The organism is Rahnella inusitata, from assembly GCF_965118895.1.
In the GTDB taxonomy this organism is placed as follows: domain Bacteria; phylum Pseudomonadota; class Gammaproteobacteria; order Enterobacterales; family Enterobacteriaceae; genus Rahnella; species Rahnella inusitata_A.
This window is the reverse complement of the sequence record NZ_CBCPJJ010000022.1, coordinates 28,158-47,164: the sequence shown is the minus strand read 5'-3', so window position 1 is coordinate 47,164 and position 19,007 is coordinate 28,158. Positions and strand designations below refer to the sequence as shown.

Genomic DNA, 19,007 nt, shown 5'->3' with positions numbered 1-19,007 from the left:
GTTTGATGATGCTCTATTTAAAAATAACTAATAGTGGATAATTAAAATCATGAAAGACACTACTTTACCTGTTAATAATGTTCCTTTGGAAGAAAATTCCGCTACGGTTGTTTCACGCTTGCGCTGGGGTATTATTTTTATCTTGTTAATGGCGGCGGTTATTAATTATCTCGACCGCGCCAATTTAAGTATCGCCAATACCACCATTGCTAAAGAGTTTGGTTTCAGCCAGACAGAAATGGGACTTTTGCTGTCAGCGTTTCTGTGGCCGTATGCGCTGGCAAACCTGCCAGCGGGCTGGCTGGTGGACCGTTTTGGCCCTAAAAAGATGTTTTCGTGGGGCGCGGGGTTATGGTCCACCTTCACGGTAATGGCCGGCTTTGTGAATGGTTATTCCACGTTCTACGCGCTACGTGTTCTGCTGGGCATCTCTGAATCTCCTTTTTTTACTTCGGGGATCAAGATCACCCATCGCTGGTTCTCTGATAAAGAGCGCGCGCTGCCGACCTCGATCATCAATACCGGTTCGCAGATTGCCAATGCGATTGCGCCGCCGATTCTAACCATCCTGCTGTTGACCCTCGGCTGGCGTGGAATGTTTATCGCCATTGGTCTGGCTGGCATTCCACTGTTGCTGGTGTGGCTTAAGTTCTATCGCGATCCGACGCAACGTGAGCACAGTGTCATCCATGCTCATTCTGCGTTAGAGCAACCGAAAGTGGCAAAGGTTAACGGTAACAACAAGGCGAGTTGGGGAGCGTTATTCAAGCACAGAACCACCTGGTTCATGGTAATTGGTAACTTTTCGATTATGTTCACTATTTGGGTCTACCTGACCTGGCTGCCGGGATATCTGGAGAAATCGCTGGGCTTTAGCCTGAAACAGACGGGTTGGTTGGCCGCTATACCCTTCTTTGCAGGGATTTTGGGAGTATTGTGCGGAGGAACCCTTTCTGACCGTCTAATCCGCCGCGGTGTGAAAACCATTACTGCCCGAAAGGTCCCGATCGTGGCCGGTGCCGCGCTTGCGGCCTGTTTTGTTGCGCCGATCCCGTTTGTGCACAACACCACGCTGAGCATCGCGCTTCTGTCAATTGGCTACTTCTTCTCGCAGTTGCCACAGGGCGTCATCTGGACGCTGGCCTCGGACATCGCGCCGAAAGAACAGGTGGCATCAATGGGCGCCATTCAAAACTTCGGTGGTTTCCTGGGGGCGGCATGTGCTCCGATCGTCACCGGACTTATTCTTGATGCGACAGGCCAGTTCACCAACGTATTCTTTCTTGGCGCCGGTTTACTGATGCTGGGCGCGCTAAGTTATGGATTATTCGTGAAAAAGCCAATTATGGTCACCATGACGAAGTAATGACTTTTCATCACGTCTGAAAACACCTGTTTAACCAGGCACCAATAAGGACTGTTTTCCCCGTTTTGGCGTGACATGTCATTCTGAACGGGGATTTCGTTTGCGTGCTCAGTCAGTGACGTGCTCCCGCAACCTGCAGATTGAGGTCATTCAGGGTCAAAGCACATTACTCATTATCTAACCAGTCGATAAAGAACGTGCTGAAGGTGCTGGCCTGCAGAGGCTGGAAACGACGCTGTGGATAAACAAACTGTAGGCCAACCTGTTTTTTATCGTAACGGCTGAAACCGATAAAACTGTCAGGCAGGATGACGGCAAGCCGCCCCTGTTCCACATCACGCTTCACATCCCACCAGGATTTACAGGCAATGCCCGCCCCTGCCAGTACCCACTGACGCAGCAGAGCACCGTCATCACAAACCATCGCCGGCGTGACGCGAATCACGCTGGGCTCTCCATTTACTTCAAACCTCCATTCGTTGGTGAGCGTGCCGCGCAGTTCCATCACCAGGCAGCGATGGTCATATAAGTCCTGTGGATGCAGGGGAATACCTCTGGTTTCCAGATAAGCTGTGGAAGCAACCAGCACCCGATGGTTAGGGCGTATAAACTTTGTCACCAGATTGCTGTCCGGCAAATTGCCGAAACGAATACTCATATCCAGACGATTGGCAATCAAATCCACCACACTCTCGCTCAGGTAGACGGAGCTTTTCACTTCTGGGTGAAGGCGGGAAAAATCGAGGAGGGCGGGGGATAAATATTGCCGCCCGAAATCTGATGGCGCTGAAATACGCAGACTGCCGCTGAGTATGCCCTCCCGCTGAGTCAGTTTCGACTCCGCCTGTTCCATTTCTTCCAGCACGCGAAGCGCGGCATGGTAAAACTCTTCGCCAGCACGGGTGAGCGCAATAGCGCGGGTGGAGCGATTAAACAACCGGGTCTGATAACGCTCTTCGAGCGCTTTTAACCGGGCTGTCATGGTGGCCGGGGAAAGGTTCATTCGCCGGCCCGCTGCCGCTAATCCACCGGTTTCCACGACCTGTATCAGCAATGTGATGTCTTCGAATTTGCCCATTATTCCGTTTTCCTGAAGAGACAATCAGTTATTTCTGCCATTATCAAAGCGACTTGCGGGACGTAAAGTCAAGGCATACCTTAACTCGCAGGAGAAGAAACATGTCGCAACCTACCCTTTTTGATACCACCCGTATTGGCGCTGTTGATTTAAAAAACCGAATTGTGATGGCTCCGATGACCCGGTCTCGTAGCGCGCAGCCGGGTAATATTCCTACTCCGCTGATGGCAAAGTATTACCAGCAACGCGCCAGTGCGGGCCTTATCATCACGGAAGCGACGCAGATTTCCCCCCAGGGTCAGGGGTATTCGTGGACGCCGGGCATTCACTCTGCCGAGCAGGTTACCGGATGGCGTTTGGTCACGGAGGCAGTGCATCAAGCAGAAGGCAAAATTTTCTCTCAGCTCTGGCACGTGGGGCGGATGTCGCATGAGAGTTTTCATCCAGACGGTAAACCCGTTGCTCCTTCAGCGTTGTCTCCTGACGCACGGGTATGGGTGGTAGATGAAAAAGGCGTCGGGCAAATGTTGGACTGCCCAGAACCCCGCGCGTTGACGCACGAAGATATTCAACGGGTGATTGCTGATTATCGTCAGGCGGCAATACATGCGGTAGAGGCCGGATTTGACGGTGTGGAAGTGCATGGTGGCAACGGTTATCTGGTAGATCAGTTTTTGCGTCGCACCTCGAATAAACGCACCGACGAATACGGCGGCAGCATGGCTAACCGTGTACGTTTCGCTCAGGAAGTGCTGGAAGCCATCAGTGATGCGATTGGTGCTCAGCGTACCGGTATTCGTCTTGCACCGTTTATTACCCAGCGTGGTATGGACGATCCGCAGGCTATTGAAGCCATTCTGGTGCTGGCAGCCTGGTGTGAAAGGAAGGGAATTGCCTTTATTCATCTGGCGGAAGCCGACTGGGATGACGCACCGCAGGTACCCTATGAATTCCGTGAAACACTGCGGGCTACCTTCAACGGCGCGATTATCGTGGCGGGTAATTACACCCGTGAAAAAGCGGACAAACTTCTGGCTGCAGGCGTTGTAAATCTGGTGGCCTTCGGCCGTCCATTTATTGCGAACCCGGATTTCCCGTATCGTCTGAAAGAGAACCTGGCGCTGGCGAAAATTGGCGATCCGGCCACGTTGTTTGGTGGTAATGAAGTGGGATACACCGATTACTGAGTATTCCGGAAATTTTTCGTTTTGCTGATATACTTCATATTGTGTGCAATTAGCCAAATATTAGTGTTTTTTGATTAAATAAGATTTCGGAGATGACAGGATGTATAAGATAATTCTCGCAACGTTAACGCTGGTAGTATTTTTCCAGTCACCTGCGAATGCTATTTCTGAGAAGTATCGCCAGCAACTCGAGCGTTCTGGCTGTACCGGGCAATCGGAGTTGCAAGGTTGCGATATACACAAAACCAAAGCGCAGAATGCCCAGGCGGGATTCGGTAGTAAACCCGTCACGAGTGCCAAAAACAGCTTGTCAGCCTTTGCAGGTAACTATATAGCAAGCCATAAAGACGGTAAGAAGGTCGCGGATATTCATATCGAAAACAATGCCGTTTACGTCGACGGCAAAGAAATTCCTGATACAAATCATGTGGGTAACGTACTGACATTTCAGCAGGGTTACACCGTTTATACGCTATATTTGAATGACAAAGAAAAGAACAGCTGGAAGGATACTGATTCAAATAACGACGGTCCAATTCGTTCCGAATGATATTAATAGTAAGCCAGTGAAGGCAAAGGATGTGCCTTCATAATCTCTTTCTGCTTATACTGGTTTTTTATCTTTTTAATCTGAATAAACAGAAAAGGCTTAGATAAAAATTAATAAAAACGATGTTGTTTCAGATGAACCATGTGAAATGCTAAGGGATTATTCAACTTCAAAAACCCGCAAAGCAAGAATTTGCCATTGCGGGTATCCGGCTGACTGATTTTAATAATAAGCGGCGGCCAGGGCTATCCGCGACGCTGCCACTCTTTATTGTTTATCACCCGCAATCAAAACGCCTGACCACAAAACTCAGCCAGCTCTCTCGCATCCGGCAGTGCGGTCATTGCGCCGCGTGCGGTGGTCGCCAGCGCCCCGCAGGCCAGTGCCTGACGGACAATGTCGCGCCACGCGTCGTCCGACGCTACCGGCCAGTCGTTCGCCAGCCCGGCCAGCAAACCGGCGACGAAAGCATCGCCCGCGCCGGTGGTATCCAGCGCTTTCACTTTCGGTGCCGGATACTGCATCAGCGAGGCATCCTGTTTGCGGTACACCGACACGCCGTCTTTGCCTTGGGTGACCAGCAGCAGCTGCGGATCGTGGCGCTGGCAAAGTCGCAAAATTCCCTCGGAAAGCAGCGGCTCACCGGTGAGGTATTCCAGCTCGTCCTCTGAGACTTTGATCACATCGGCCAGTGACAGCGCCTGTTCGAGGCATTCGCGCAACTGGTTCTCATCCGGCCATAAATCGTGGCGGATATTCGGGTCAAAACTCACATGCCCACCGGCGGCTTTTATCTGCGCCATCGCTAAAAACGCCGATGAACGTGAAGGTTCGGCGGAAAGTGAAATCGAACACAGATGCAAAAACTGACCTGCTTTGAACGCCGGAATATCAGTAGATTGCAGGAACAGATCGGCGCTCGGCCGCACCATAAACGTAAACGAACGCTCTCCGTCGGCGTCGTTTTCCACCACCACGGTGGAGGTACGGTGGTGCGGATCGCGGTGCATAAAGTCGGTGTTGACCGCTTCATCTGCCAGAGTTTGTCGCAAAAATGCGCCAAATGGATCATTACCCACGCGGCCAATAAACGCACTGTCACCGCCAAGACGGCTGATGCCCACTGCCACATTCGCCGGTGCCCCGCCCGGACACTTCAGTAAACGGTCGCCTTGTTCGGCGATCAAATCCACCACGGCATCGCCCAACACCCAAACCCGATTTTTCATCTTCATTCCCTTTTTTAACTTCCTGATAAACTGTTTGCCGATAAAGTAGAAGAACCGGTTTAGCTAATCAAGCACAAACGAATTTTTAAGATTTAGTGACGAATTGCCAGCAAGATCACAATTCCACGTTAAGAGCAGAGATCTTCGTTGCCTAAAGCAGGGGGAGGTGATTATTGTGCTCAGGAAAACCAGTTTAGCAATTTAGCTAAACGGTTTTACTCATAATAATAAAGCTTCCTCTGAAGGATAAAAATGATGATGAAACCTCGCTATCTGGCTGTTGCTGTTGGACTTATTCTTTCTTCTGCGGCTCAGGGTGCCGACATTTCCGCCAGTGCCATTGAAGCCCGCTTCAATGCTATGGAAAAACGTTTGCAGCAGGCTGAAAGCCGCGCTGCGAAAGCCGAAGCCCGCGCGACGCAGGCAGAACAACAGGTTAAACAACTCGAGACACGCACCGCCAGTAATGAACAGCAAACCCGGCAGGTGGCCAAAACGGCTGAAATCACCCAGCAACAAACTGCCGACGTAGCTAAACGTACTGAAACGTTAGCCAGTAATACCAAAAGCAGTGACAGCGACAACAGCGGATTTAAATTTACCGGTTACGCGCGTTCCGGCGTCATCATGAATGATTCCGGTACTTCGACAGAAAGTGGTCCTTACGTCACGCCAGCCGGGCAAACCGGCGGTGCGGTCGGGCGTCTGGGCAACGAAAATAACACTTACGTAGAAGTCAATCTTGAGCACAACCAGACAATGGCCAGCGGCGCGACCTCACGCTATAAAGTGATGCTGGCGGACGGGCAGCGCAGCTACAACGACTGGACCGGTGCCACCAGCGAGCTGAATATTCGTCAGGCGTTTGTCGAACTCGGCTCTTTGCCGACCTTTACTGGCCCTTGGAAAGACTCGACGCTGTGGGCAGGAAAACGCTTCGACCGCGATAACTTCGATATTCATTTTCTGGATTCCGACATTATTTTCCTCGCCGGTACCGGCGGCGGGATTTATGACGTGAAGTGGAGCGAGGACCTGAAAAGTAACTTCTCGCTTTACGGGCGCAACTTTGACGATCTCGACGATAACAACAACAGCGATGACGACACGCGCATTGAGAACTACATTGTCACGGCGAATAACTATGCCGGACCGTTCCAATGGATGGTCAGCGGGCTACGCGCCAAAAATAATCAGGATCGTGAAAACACCGGCACGCAGGGCATCACTAACGCGGCGGATACCGGTTTCCATACGATGCTGGCGTACCACGGCGAGAGCTTCTACGGCCTGCGCGAAGGGACATCGACCACCGCGCTGCTGTACGGGCACGGCTTAGGGGCAGAAGTGAAAGTGCTCGGTTCGGATGGACATCTGACCGACGATGCCAGCACTGTGCGCCTGGCGACCTACGGCATCACGCCGCTGAGTAAAAACTGGAGTATCGCTCCGGCGATCCTCGCCCAGCAAAGTAAAGACCGTTATGTTTCCGGCGATGATTACCAGTGGCTGACCTTCAACACCCGTCTGATTCAGCAGATCACCGAAAACTTCGAACTGGCCTATGAAGGCAGCTATCAGTATATGGATCTCGATCCGCAGGGCTACAAAGATAACAACAACGTGAAAGGCGGATTCTACAAACTGACGTTCGCGCCGACGTTCAAAGTGGGCGATATCAGCGACATGCTGAGCCGTCCGGAAATCCGCTTCTTCGCCAGTTATATGGACTGGAGCCACAAGCTGGACAGCTATTCTTCCAGCGATTCGTTCGGCACGGACGGGTTCACCTCCGGTGGACAGTGGAACTTCGGGATCCAGATGGAAACCTGGTTCTGATAAACAGGGTTTGAATCATCATGACGCGCCTGAGTTACCCAGGCGCTGTCACACAGGGTAAGACAAGGAACATTATGAATATCAATGCAATTGCGACAGAACTGCTCCCTTTGCTGGGCGGCAAAGACAATATCGCCAGCGCCGCACACTGTGCGACGCGTCTGCGGCTGGTGCTGGTGGATGACAGTCTGGTTAACAAAAGCGCCATCGAAAAAGTGGAAGGCGTGAAGGGTTGCTTCAGCAACGCCGGGCAGATCCAGGTTATTTTTGGTACCGGGCTGGTGAACAAAGTCCACGGCGAGTTCATCAAAGTGGCGGGCATCGGTGAATCGAGCAAATCCGAAGCGGCTAACATTGCGGCGCAAAAACTGAACCCGTTCCAGCGCATCGCGCGGGTGCTGTCGAACATTTTCGTGCCGATCATTCCGGCAATCGTGGCTTCCGGCCTGCTGATGGGGCTGCTCGGCATGGTGAAAACCTACGGCTGGGCGAACCCGGAGAGCGCGATTTTTATCATGCTCGACATGTTCAGTTCGGCGGCGTTCATTATTCTGCCGATCCTCATCGGTTTCACCGCCGCGCGTGAATTTGGCGGTAACCCCTTCCTCGGCGCGACGCTCGGCGGCATTCTGACGCACCCCGCGCTGACCAACGCCTGGGGTGTCGCCAGCGGTTTCCACACCATGAATTTCTTCGGGCTGGAGATTGCGATGATCGGCTATCAGGGCACGGTATTCCCGGTGCTGCTGGCTGTCTGGTTTATGAGCTTTCTCGAGAAGCGTCTGCGCAAAGTGATTCCCGACGCGCTGGATCTGATCCTGACGCCGTTCCTCACGGTCATCATCTCCGGCTTTATCGCATTCCTGATTATCGGCCCGGCCGGTCGTGCGCTCGGCGACGGCATCTCCTTTATCCTCAGTACGCTGATCACCCACGCGGGCTGGGTAGCGGGGCTTATCTTTGGCGGGCTGTATTCGGTTATTGTCATCACCGGGATCCACCACAGCTTTCACGCGATTGAAGCCGGGCTGCTGGGCAACCCGAGCATCGGCGTGAATTTCCTGTTGCCGATCTGGTCGATGGCGAACGTGGCACAGGGGGGGGCCTGTCTGGCGGTATACTTCAAAACACGTGATGCAAAAATTAAAGCAATTGCCGTGCCGTCTGCCTTCTCGGCCATGTTGGGCATTACCGAAGCGGCGATTTTCGGTATCAACCTGCGCTTTATGAAACCGTTCATTGCCGCCTTAGCCGGGGGGGCGCTGGGGGGAGCATGGGTAGTAGCGATGCACGTCAACATGACCGCCGTGGGCCTGACGGGTATTCCGGGGCTGGCGATTGTGCAGGCCAGTTCGATGCTCAGCTATCTCATCGGCTTAGTGATTGCCTTCGGCAGCGCGTTCCTGCTTTCCCTGCTGCTGAAATACAAAACGGAGAGTGAATAATGTCGGAAGTCAGTCTGCTGAAACAGGCGCTGCGCAGCGTGGTGGCGGGGCAGGTGAAGGCTGCCTGCGATCCGTACCGCCCCGGCTGGCATCTTGCGCCGCCGGTCGGTTTGCTCAATGACCCGAACGGATTTGTGCAGCATAACGGACGCTATCATCTTTTCTATCAGTGGAATCCGCTGGCCTGCGCGCACGGCGCGAAGTTCTGGGGGCACTGGAGCTCGGCGGATTTACTCCACTGGCGGCATGAGCCTCTGGCGCTGGCACCGGCGCAAGAGTACGAATCTCACGGCTGCTATTCCGGTTCAGCGGTGGTGGACAACGGCCAGCTGACGCTTATTTATACCGGTAACGTGAAATATCCGGACGGCAGCCGCACGGCCTTTCAGTGTCTGGCGCGTGAAAACGGGCACGGTGAATTTGAGAAAACCGGGCCAGTACTGGATCTGCCCGCCGGTTACACCGGCCACGTGCGTGACCCGAAGGTCTGGCGGCACGATGGCCAGTGGTACATGGTGCTTGGCGCGCAGGATCTCAGCCTGCAAGGCAAGGTGCTGTTGCTGCGATCTGCCGATTTGCTGGCGTGGGAATCGCTCGGTGAAATCGCCGGTTCCGGTCTGAACGGGCTGGGGGAATTCGGCTACATGTGGGAATGCCCGGATCTGTTCAGCATCACCGGCAGCGACGTGCTGATCTGCTGCCCGCAGGGCTTGGCGTCGCAACCCGACCGCTACCAGAATACCTTCCAGTCCGGGTATTTTGTCGGGCAGCTGGACTACGCCACGGGGCAGTTTCCGCACGGCGATTTCCACGAGCTGGATCTCGGGTTCGAGTTTTATGCGCCGCAAACTACGCACACTGACGACGGCCGACGCCTGCTGATTGGCTGGATGGGCGTCCCCGACGGCGATGAGTTTTACCAGCCGACCATCGGGCAGGGCTGGCTGCACACCATGACCTGTCCGCGCGAGCTGACGCTTGAAAACGGTAAAATTATTCAACGTCCGGCGCGCGAACTTCAGCAGTTACGCGGCGAAGAACAGGCCTGGCAGGGTATCGCGCAGGACGCGCCGGTGTGGGACATTACACGTGCGGAAGTCACTCTCGGGACTGAGCAGCCGTTCAGCGCCGATCTGGGCGGAAACATGACGCTCGCCTGGGACGGCGAATGGCTACGACTTTCGCGTATAAACCGTCGCACCGGCGAACCGGAGCAGCGCGTCTGGCGCGGCGCGTTACGTCATCTCACCCTGTTGTGCGACAGTTCCAGCGTGGAGATCTTCATTAATGAGGGTGATGCAGTAATGTCTTCACGCTATTTTCCTGCACTGCCGGCACGGTTAACCCTCAGCGGTGAGGGGCAGATTGCGCTGCGCCACTGGTCGTTGACGGATTGCGTGTTAGAATAAAAACCTTTCCGGACAATAGAATATGGCGCAGTGAAAAAGACCAAACGCATCACTATCAGTGGCATAGCCGAACTGGCTGGCGTGTCGAAATCGACTGCCAGCCAGGTGCTCAACGGGCATAGCAAAAAGTTTCGCATCTCCGACAGCACCCGCGATCGCGTGCTCGCGGTGGCGGCGGAGCAGCATTATCAGCCGAGTATTCACGCCCGTTCTCTCAATGCGGTGCGCAGCTATACGCTGGGGCTGGTGGTGCCGGAAATGACCAACTACGGTTTCGCCGCCTGTTCCAATGAGCTGGAAACGCTGTGTCGTGAAAACGGTATGCAACTGCTGATCGCCTGTACGGATGAAAATACCAGTCAGGAAACGATGGTGGTGAACAATCTGATCCAGCGTCAGGTCGATGGTCTGATCGTGGCTTCGAGCATGCTCAATGATGCGGAATACGTCAAAATCAGCCAGCAATTGCCGGTGGTGCTGTTCGACCGGCATATGCAGGATACCGAACTGCCGCTGGTGGTCTGTGAAGCCATAGAATCTTCCGCCGAACTGGTCGCCCGTGTGGCGAAAAATCACTCTGATGAATTCTATTTTCTCGGCGGACAGCCGCGCATTTCCCCGACGCGCGACCGTCTGGCGGGCTATCAGCTCGGCTTAGAACGCGCCGGTGTGACGCTGAAACCCGAGTGGATTATGTACGGCAATTACCATCCGAGCTCCGGCTACGAGATGTTTGCCAATCTCTGTGCGCGTCTCGGAAGGCCGCCAAAAGCACTGTACGTGGCGTCTTGCGGGCTGATGGAAGGGGTGTTGCGCTATATGAGCCAGCACAAGCTGTTGGAAAGTGATATCCATCTGTGCAGCTTCGACGACCATTATCTCTACGATTCCCTTTCCGTGAAAATCGATACCGTCGCACAGGATTGCCGCGAACTGGCGATGCACTGTTTTGAGGTGGTGATCGGTCTTATTAATGAGCAGCAGCCGCAGGAGTTGCGCTGTTATCTTGCGCCGAAGCTGCACTGGCGGCATCCGGCGTCTTCAGAGGCATGAATTTAGTGGCATGAGTACTGCCCGTCGTCAGAACGGGCTTTCTCTTCCACTCTTTATTAACGATAAACAGGCAGTAAATCCACGCTCGATAAAATATGCACCACGGCATTAAGCACGCCGAACACCAGCACCAGCGCGATCATTTTATTGCCGCCCCAGACGCGATAACGCGGGCTGCCAAAGCGTTTACGCGATTTTCGTGCCATCAGCGCAGGCACAATCACCGCCCAGACCGTGGCGGCAAGACCGGCGAAACCGATGGCATAAATAAATCCATCGGGGACGATAACGCCGCCAATCATCGGCGGGATGAAGGTCACCAGCGCGGTCTTGAAGCGGCCGGTTTTACTGTCGTCGAATTTGAACAAATCCGCCAGATAATCGAACAGCCCCAGCGTTACGCCGAGGAAGGAACAGGCGACGGCGAAATTCGAGAAGATCGTCAGCAGTAAGTCGAGCCCTTCACTGTTGAGGATCTGGCTCAGCGACTGCACCAGCACATCAATATTCCCGCCGCGCTCGGCGATGCCAATAAACGCCGGGCGTGGAATATTGCCCATCGTACCCAGCATCCAGATGATATAGAGCCCGAGTGCCATCAGCGTGCCCAGCAGCAAACATTTTTTGATGACCTGCGGGTTCTTGCCGTAATACTTCATCAGGCTTGGCACGTTGCCGTGATAACCAAACGACGCCAGACAAAAAGGCAACGTCGCCAGTACATAAGGCATATAACCCGGATTGATCTCCGCACTGTTAAGCAGATTTACCGGTTTCACATGCCACAGCAGGCTGCCAAAGGTGAGAAAGAACGCGATGATTTTCGCGCCGAGCACGATAGCCGTCATGCGGCTGACCGCGCGGGTGCTCAGCCAGACGATAAACGCCACCGCCAGCGCGGTCAGCAATCCGCCGAGACGCGGGGAAACGTTCACTGACATCTCGCGCATCGTATGCTGAATAACCGATCCACTCGCTGAAATATAGGCGTAGGTCAGAATGTACAACACGAAAGCGATGGTGAGGCCGTTCAGCCGGTTCCACCCTTTGCCCAACAAATCGCGGGTGACGGTATTGAAGCTGGATCCAATCGGGTAATTCAAATTGGCTTCGAGGATCATCAGCCCTGAATGCAACATACAGAACCAGGTAAATACCAGCGCGGCGACTGACCAGAAAAACCAGGCCCCGGACATCACCACCGGCAACGAAAACATGCCCGCGCCAATGATGGTGCCACCAATAATCATTGCGCCGCCAAAGACGGAGCGGAGTGGGGCTTCTGTGGAAAGCGTCGCCATAGTGCGGTTCCTCGCGTGGCTTTTATCACGATTCATTTCAAGAATTGCTGTAAAAGAATGGATGAGTTGTGGAGGCAGTTACCGTGCGTTTATCCTGCGGCTCTGACCTTAAGCGCGATAATATAGTGCAAATGGCGATGCATGTACACCATGAACTAGTGTGATAGTACGTCAGGGCAATACATCCGCTTACCTGATACTTTTGAACTTGCTGTCCGATCTGCCTGTTTATTAAGCGACTCTTCGGGGCTGATACTCAAAACCGTCTAAAAATACATCAATAAATGGGTTTACATCACAGATTTCATTACGTTTTCTAATATAAATAATAAATATAAACCTGTACTAAAATACAGTGTTGACACCCGGTTTATAACGAGTAGATTAGAACTTAACGCTGGAGAGGAGATGAGTAAGAGATTTATTAACCGGCGTGTATTACCGAGAAGTGAGTATCAAAGTAAGTCAGCAGTAAATAGATGCGATGAAGGCCACGACATATTTTGGATGGGTTCTTCAACACCGGGCTGAAATACTTAGTCACGTGAGAAGAGGATGTCAGGCCTCGAAGTTAAGTACAGCAATCGCATGATGTGGAACACAACGCGATGATGTAAGGCCTTGTTGTTAAGAGTAATGTTCGCGATTGGGTACGTAAGTATGAAATCGAGAATGTCGCGAAGAGAGTAAGGTAACGCATCAAAGAGTATATATCGCGAGGGCGATGTACTCATTAAGTCAACTCTTAAGGAATTGTCTTAATGAAATTAGCAGGATGAAACGCTTATTCCATAAAACTCTAGGAGGACAGCAGTAAATCAGTAACCAATATATCCTGTGAAAATATGTGCATCATGAGAAGTAGAGTTAAGTAATTAAGTTGATGAATGTTAAATATTAAATTGGTAGTAACCTGAAAGCCCCGGTGATGTATTACTGGGGCTTTCTTCATATTAGCGACTGATTAACATCGGTTTTTTATTATTGCACCCCCTCATCAGGTTAAATCCAGCATGGCGCTGAGTTCGGCGATTTGCCGCTGCCACTGATTTTGCAACTCCGGTTTCTGGTGTTTCGGCTTACGCGCACGGTCTTCCTCCAGTTTGCCCTCCAGCTCCAGCAGCATCGCCAGCAGGCGTTCCTCTTGCGTTTCCTGCTCTTTCGCCGTTTCCGGTTTTTGCTCTGTCGCGGGCAGGGGAGTAGTCCCTTGAGGAACACCGGCTAAAATCTCATAGACTGGTTTGAGGTCATGCCATTCCCCGAGCCGATGTTGGTCAATTAGCCAGAACCGGTTACAGCTTTGCTCGATAAACCGCCGATCGTGCGATACCAGCAATACCGCGCCGCTGAAAGTTTTCAGCGTCTCCGCCAGCTCTTCTTTCCCCTCCATATCCAGATGGTTCGTCGGTTCATCAAGCAGCAGCAGTGAGTAGTTCGCCAGCGTCAGGCCAATAAACAGCAGGCGCGAGCGCTCGCCGCCGCTGAGCGTACTGACTTTTTGCTGATGGCGGATGTAAGAAAAGCCCGCACCAATCAGTGCCATTTTTCGCTGTTCTTCCGTCAATGGAGCGAACTGTACCAGCGCGTCGCTCAGGCTGTCGTCGTCACGCAGTTGTTGCAGGCTCTGGTCGTAATAACCGGTGCGTACACGCGGGTGAAAGACCACGCCGGGTTCCGCATTGTCCAGATTGCAAAATGCCCGCCACAGAGTATGCAGAAGTGACGATTTACCACCGCCGTTGCGACCGACCAGCGCGATACGGTCGCCACTTTTTACCCGCATTTCTTCCAGCTCAAACAGCTCCGGGGCATCCGGCGCAGGGCGGACATGCAGATTCGACAACGCCAGTACGCGATCTGCCGGTAAGGCTTCACCGTTTAAACGTAGCTTCCACAGATTGCCTGCGGTGACCTCAGTTTGATCTTGCTTCAACCGGTCGACCTGTTTTTCCATCTGCTTGGCCTTGCGCGCCAACCCTTCGTTGTCATACACGCTGCCCCAGACCGCCAGCCGTTTGGCGCTTTTCGCCACGCGGTCGATCTCCTTTTGCTCAGATCTGCGGCGCAGCGCATCCGCCGCATCCTTTTCTTCCAGCGCCTGTCGCGCCTGCGTGCAGGGAAGACGAATAAATTGCAGCGTTTTATCACGCAGGATCCAGGTGCAGTTAGTCACGTTGTCCAGCAGGCTGCGGTCGTGGGAGACCAGCACAAAACTGCCTCCCCAATTTTTCAGAAACTCTTCGAGCCACAGCAGCGTGGGCAAATCCAGATGGTTACTCGGTTCATCAAGCAGCAGCAAATCCGGCTGACGGATCAGCGCCCGCGCCAGCAGTAGGCGGGTATGCTGTCCGCCACTGAGAGTCCCGGCGGTAAGTTCCCAGGCTGTTTCATCAAAACCGAGCGTGGCGAGCAACACTTGTGCCTGCCAGCGCTCTGGCTGATCCAGACTGTCCGGCAAATGGCTGAGCACGGCGTCGAGCAGCGAACAATGCGCAAGTGCTGCGGGAAGATGTTGTTCGATGCGTGCCATCAGGCACTGGTTGGAAAGGGTGACGGTGCCGGAACTGGCCGCCAGTTCGCCGCTGAGGATTTTCAACAATGTGCTTTTGCCACAGCCGTTGTGGCCGATAAGCCCGATGCGGTCGCCTTTTTTCAGGCCGAAGGAAATCTCAGCCAGCAGAGAGCCGAAGGCCGTGTCGAAAGAGACAGATTGCGCGGAAAGTAATGTATTTACAGATGTATTCATGATGCTTACTCAAGGTTTACAGGCATAGAAATGCCTCTCGTCAAAAAAGCCGACGATAACCGGTAAGCCGGAGGGAAGTTCTCAGATTGTCAGTTAGCTTCGCTCAAGCAGGTTATCGCAGCACGATACCGGTAACGCTTGAGCAATGACGATCGCTAAGGACGAGTGAAGTTAAAAACAATTCACGGGTCAGCATGGCAATCCTCCTTATATAAAGTTGGTGAATGAATGAGCTGATTATATTGGGGGATTTGGGATTTTGCCAGTGCGGGATTTCGTCCCCCACGGATTAAACCGCTACCTCATTCTCCAGCTTCTGTCGTTTACGCAGGCCGGGGAACCACGTCATCCACAGCCCGACGACGATCAGTGTTCCGACGCCACCGATCGCTGCGGCGGGCACCGCGCCGAGCCATGCGGCCATCAGACCGGATTCGAATTCACCGAGCTGATTCGAAGTGTTGATGAAGATTGAATTCACCGCACTGACGCGGCCGCGCATATCATCAGGTGTGTCGAGCTGTACCAGCGCGCCGCGGATCACCATGCTGACCATATCGAATCCGCCGAGAGCGAACAGCGCCAGCATCGACAGCCAGAGGGACGTCGAGAAGGCGAAGACCAGCGTAGCAGCACCAAAACCGGCGACGGCGGCGAACATGATTTTGCCGACGTTGCGGTTCAGCGCGCGGTGGCTCAGCCAGAATCCGACGATCAATCCGCCGACTGCAGGCGCACCGCGCAGTAAACCCAACCCCCACGGGCCGGTATGCAGAATGTCGTGGGCAAAAATCGGCAGCAGGGCGGTCGCGCCGCCGAGAAGTACGGCGAACAGGTCGAGAGAAATCACGCCCAGCACGTCAGGGCGGTTGCGAATAAACCCGATACCAGCGAACAACGTTTTAAAGGTCGCGGGCACGCGGCGCGGCGGAGTATGTTCATAACGTAAACGACTGACCATCACGATGGAGAGCAGATACAGCGCCGCACACGCCGAGTAGGCGACACCGGCTCCTGCAACATACAGAAAACCGCCAAGCGCCGGGCCGACCATCGCCGCAGCCTGACCGGATACGCTGTTAGCCGCCATCGCGCGTGCCAGCAAATGCGGCGGCACCAGCGCAGGCAGCATCGACTGCAACGACGGCGCTTCCATCGCTTTGGCGGTGGAAATAATAAATATCAGGCTGAGGATCACGACTTCGTTAACGTGATGGGTCAGGGTCAGATACGCCAGCGCGACAATCGCCACCCATTCGGCGATTTGGCCCAGCAGCACCACGCGGCGGCGGTCGAACTGGTCCGCCACATGACCGGCGACCAGCGCCAGCAGGACGGAAGGCAAAAACTGCACCAGCCCGATCAGCCCGAGATCAAACGCCCGGCCCGTTATTGAATAAATCTGCCAGCTGACGACAATCGACAGCATCTGAAAACCAAAACTGGATGACGCGCGGGCTACCCAGAATGCAACAAACGAACGGTGTTGTAACAGCGAGTCCGAATTCACGGAGGGTGATGGCATGGTAAATCCCTGAAAGAATAGATTATGCTGCCGCGTCTGTTTTGTACTGTGCTACAAACTAGCCCGGCAATTATTGTGGATACAAATAATTAACAAAGTGACGGGCTGTTTTATCATGAAAAGTGAGATCAAAAAAATAGCCATCGCAAAATGGCTATAAATAAAATCAGATAAAAGTGTGTCTTTGGTCTTCGCTTACCAGCGAAGCTCTCGTCCGGAATACTCAACGAAGTGATGGCCGCCTTTGCCGCGCCATTTTTCGAACACATCGACAATACCGGTGGTGCTTTGTTCTATGGTCAGTGTGGCATTCTCGCCGCCCATGTCGGTCTGCACCCAGCCCGGATGGACAGACAACAACGTCTGACCGTGCTTTTCAGTTTCTTCCTTCAGCGGACGGGTCAGCATATTAAGCGCCGCTTTACTGGCGGAGTAGAGCGGATAGGTGGCAACTTCGTTTTCGTTCAGGCTGGCCAGTTCCGAAGTCATCAGCGCCAGTACGCCGGTTTTCGGTTTGAGCAGCGGCAGCAGCTCCGTCGCGCACCGCACCGGCGAGAAGGTGTTGGTCATGAACAGTCTGATAATCTCGTCGTCGCTGGCCTGATTCACATCCTGACTGGCCGGGCCGAATGCGCCTGCATTGACGAAAATCAGATCGAATGTGCTTTCCGAAAGCGCATCTTTTATCGCGGTACGCTGGTCGGGATTGTTGATATCCAGCTTCACCCACTCAGCCGATTCGGGGCTGCCCGCGGGTACCGCATCCCGCGTGGTCGCCGTCACCTGCCAGCCACGTTCCGCCAGTACGTTCACTACGCCTAAGCCGATGCCTCGTGATGCGCCAATGATGAGTGCTTTTGATGTGTCAGTCATATCTGTCCTTATTTTATGAGGAATTTATCTGAGAATCGTTCCTACCGTAGCAGCTAAGCGTAGACGCTGAGCGGCAAAACGTAGCAGATAAACCCCTTATATTGTTGTGTGAACATCGCCGAAAAACCCACTTCATTAATAAATTTCCGAAATAGTTTCAATGCGAATGAATAATGATTTTTAATGAGTTTTTGACATTTTTTGCTAAAACGTCTGCGTAATTTCAGGCAGCACAGAGGAAATTTCCCGTTTTATAGCTAACCTTATTTAAGCTGATGTCAGCTTTTATATTTAATTCTGGCTTTAGCGGTGGTTCTTAGGAGTTTAACGTACCTGATTTGCATTTTTATAACGAAAAGTCTGGTAATAAATGGAGAGATCAAAATGATTGAAAACCCAACCCCTGCACCAGGTCATTACAATAATACCGTGGTTGAGCCGGTGAACAACGTTCCACTGAAGCGTATTTCGTGGAGCGCGATTTTTGCTGGTGTCATTATTTCGATGGTGGTCTATTTACTGTTATCGATATTGGGTACGGCCGTGGGTGCAAGTACAATTGACCCGCTTAAAGAGCAAAATCCTCTGGACGGTCTTGGCACCGGCGCCGCCATCTGGACGGGCGCCAGTATGTTGATTTCTATTGCTGCCGGTGCGTATGCCAGCGGACGTCTGGCCCAGCGCGAAGGTGCTTTGCACGGCCTGCTGATGTTCGGAGTGAACACGCTGATCTGCGCCTGGTTCCTGCTGGTGGTCGTGAATAATGCGATGAGCGGTGCGATGAGCGTGGTGGGTTCCGGGTTGCAAACGTTAGGTAGCGGAATATCCGCCGCCGCGCCGCCGGTGACTCAGATGGTAAAAGAGAAACTGGGCGAGAATAATATTAATCTCGACAGTTTGCAGAACGAACTTGAAACTACGCTGCGTCAGACCGGTAAGCCGGAATTACAGCCAGAGAATTTGCAAAATAAAGCCGAAGGTGAGGCGAATAATGCGCAGACTCAGGCCAATGATACCGCGAACCATCCACAAACCGCTGATGCCGATCTGACTAACTTTATTAAAGGTCTGATCTCGCGCAATGAAGCGACATTCCAGGCAGCTGACCGCGATGCGCTGAAAAATATCATCAAAGCACGTACGGGTAAAAGCGATCAGGAAGTCGATCAGATTGTGAGCCAGGCTGAACAAACCTATCAGCAGGCACGTGCGAAATACGAAGAACTGAAAAAGCAGGCTGAGCAGAAAGCCCGTGAAGCCGGTGAAAAAGCGGCTGCCGCGACCGCTAAAGCCAGCTGGTTCACCTTCTTTATGTTGATCGTCGAAGCCGTTCTGGCCGGTGCAATGGGCATGTTGGGTCGTCGTACTCAACCTGAACCGGTGTTCACGCATCAGCGTCATTAATC

The 19,007-nt window shown here is 53.2% G+C and carries 14 protein-coding genes; 8 read left to right on the top strand and 6 right to left on the bottom strand.

Annotated elements, in window-relative coordinates:
- Positions 1-49: 49 nt before the first annotated feature.
- Complete coding sequence (locus ACMHLI_RS18170; protein ID WP_413530673.1) at positions 50-1,366, top strand: MFS transporter; 1,317 nt, start codon at positions 50-52, stop codon at positions 1,364-1,366.
- A 166-nt stretch (positions 1,367-1,532) separates the two neighbouring features.
- Here ACMHLI_RS18170 and ACMHLI_RS18165 read toward each other — a convergent pair whose 3' ends face one another.
- Entirely contained in the window at positions 1,533-2,444 is a 912-nt protein-coding gene (locus ACMHLI_RS18165) for a LysR substrate-binding domain-containing protein (RefSeq protein ID WP_413530672.1), read from the bottom strand.
- A 101-nt stretch (positions 2,445-2,545) separates the two neighbouring features.
- Here ACMHLI_RS18165 and ACMHLI_RS18160 point away from each other — a divergent pair, with 101 nt between their 5' ends.
- Positions 2,546-3,631, top strand: coding sequence for an alkene reductase (locus ACMHLI_RS18160; protein WP_413530671.1), 1,086 nt, complete (start codon positions 2,546-2,548; stop codon positions 3,629-3,631).
- Between the two features lie 100 nt (positions 3,632-3,731).
- Positions 3,732-4,181: a hypothetical protein gene (locus ACMHLI_RS18155; RefSeq protein ID WP_413530670.1), complete on the top strand. Its 450-nt coding sequence runs from the start codon at positions 3,732-3,734 to the stop codon at positions 4,179-4,181.
- Between the two features lie 287 nt (positions 4,182-4,468).
- Here ACMHLI_RS18155 and ACMHLI_RS18150 read toward each other — a convergent pair whose 3' ends face one another.
- Complete coding sequence (locus ACMHLI_RS18150) at positions 4,469-5,410, bottom strand: aminoimidazole riboside kinase (RefSeq protein WP_413530669.1); 942 nt, start codon at positions 5,408-5,410, stop codon at positions 4,469-4,471.
- 252 nt (positions 5,411-5,662) lie between these two features.
- On the opposite strand from ACMHLI_RS18150, the gene ACMHLI_RS18145 reads away from it, so the two are divergent.
- The 4 genes from ACMHLI_RS18145 (at position 5,663) to ACMHLI_RS18130 (ending at position 11,156) form a co-directional block, all read left to right on the top strand.
- Positions 5,663-7,249, top strand: coding sequence for a carbohydrate porin (locus tag ACMHLI_RS18145; RefSeq protein WP_413530668.1), 1,587 nt, complete (start codon positions 5,663-5,665; stop codon positions 7,247-7,249).
- 74 nt (positions 7,250-7,323) lie between these two features.
- Positions 7,324-8,694, top strand: a complete 1,371-nt coding sequence (locus ACMHLI_RS18140) for a sucrose-specific PTS transporter subunit IIBC (RefSeq protein ID WP_413530667.1) — start codon at positions 7,324-7,326, stop codon at positions 8,692-8,694.
- A complete protein-coding gene (locus tag ACMHLI_RS18135; RefSeq protein WP_413530666.1) occupies positions 8,694-10,103 on the top strand; it encodes a sucrose-6-phosphate hydrolase in 1,410 nt (469 codons plus the stop codon). Before ACMHLI_RS18140 ends, ACMHLI_RS18135 begins: the two co-directional genes overlap by 1 nt.
- A 30-nt stretch (positions 10,104-10,133) precedes the next feature.
- Positions 10,134-11,156 (top strand): LacI family DNA-binding transcriptional regulator, encoded by a 1,023-nt coding sequence (locus tag ACMHLI_RS18130; RefSeq protein ID WP_413530665.1) that lies wholly within the window; start codon positions 10,134-10,136, stop codon positions 11,154-11,156.
- Positions 11,157-11,212: 56 nt separating this feature from the next.
- Here ACMHLI_RS18130 and mtr read toward each other — a convergent pair whose 3' ends face one another.
- The 4 genes from mtr to ACMHLI_RS18110 all read right to left on the bottom strand — a co-directional run bounded on the left by mtr (position 11,213) and on the right by ACMHLI_RS18110 (position 17,601).
- On the bottom strand, positions 11,213-12,457 hold the full coding sequence (mtr, locus tag ACMHLI_RS18125; RefSeq protein WP_413530664.1) for a tryptophan permease: 1,245 nt from the start codon (positions 12,455-12,457) through the stop codon (positions 11,213-11,215).
- A 997-nt stretch (positions 12,458-13,454) separates the two neighbouring features.
- Positions 13,455-15,203 (bottom strand): ABC-F family ATP-binding cassette domain-containing protein, encoded by a 1,749-nt coding sequence (locus ACMHLI_RS18120; RefSeq protein WP_413530663.1) that lies wholly within the window; start codon positions 15,201-15,203, stop codon positions 13,455-13,457.
- Positions 15,204-15,492: 289 nt separating this feature from the next.
- Positions 15,493-16,728, bottom strand: coding sequence for an MFS transporter (locus ACMHLI_RS18115; protein ID WP_413530662.1), 1,236 nt, complete (start codon positions 16,726-16,728; stop codon positions 15,493-15,495).
- A 195-nt stretch (positions 16,729-16,923) separates the two neighbouring features.
- Entirely contained in the window at positions 16,924-17,601 is a 678-nt protein-coding gene (locus tag ACMHLI_RS18110; protein ID WP_413530661.1) for an SDR family oxidoreductase, read from the bottom strand.
- A gap of 384 nt (positions 17,602-17,985) precedes the next feature.
- Between ACMHLI_RS18110 and ACMHLI_RS18105 the strand changes: the two genes are divergently transcribed.
- Positions 17,986-19,005, top strand: a complete 1,020-nt coding sequence (locus ACMHLI_RS18105) for a hypothetical protein (protein ID WP_413530660.1) — start codon at positions 17,986-17,988, stop codon at positions 19,003-19,005.
- The last annotated feature ends 2 nt before the right edge of the window (positions 19,006-19,007 follow it).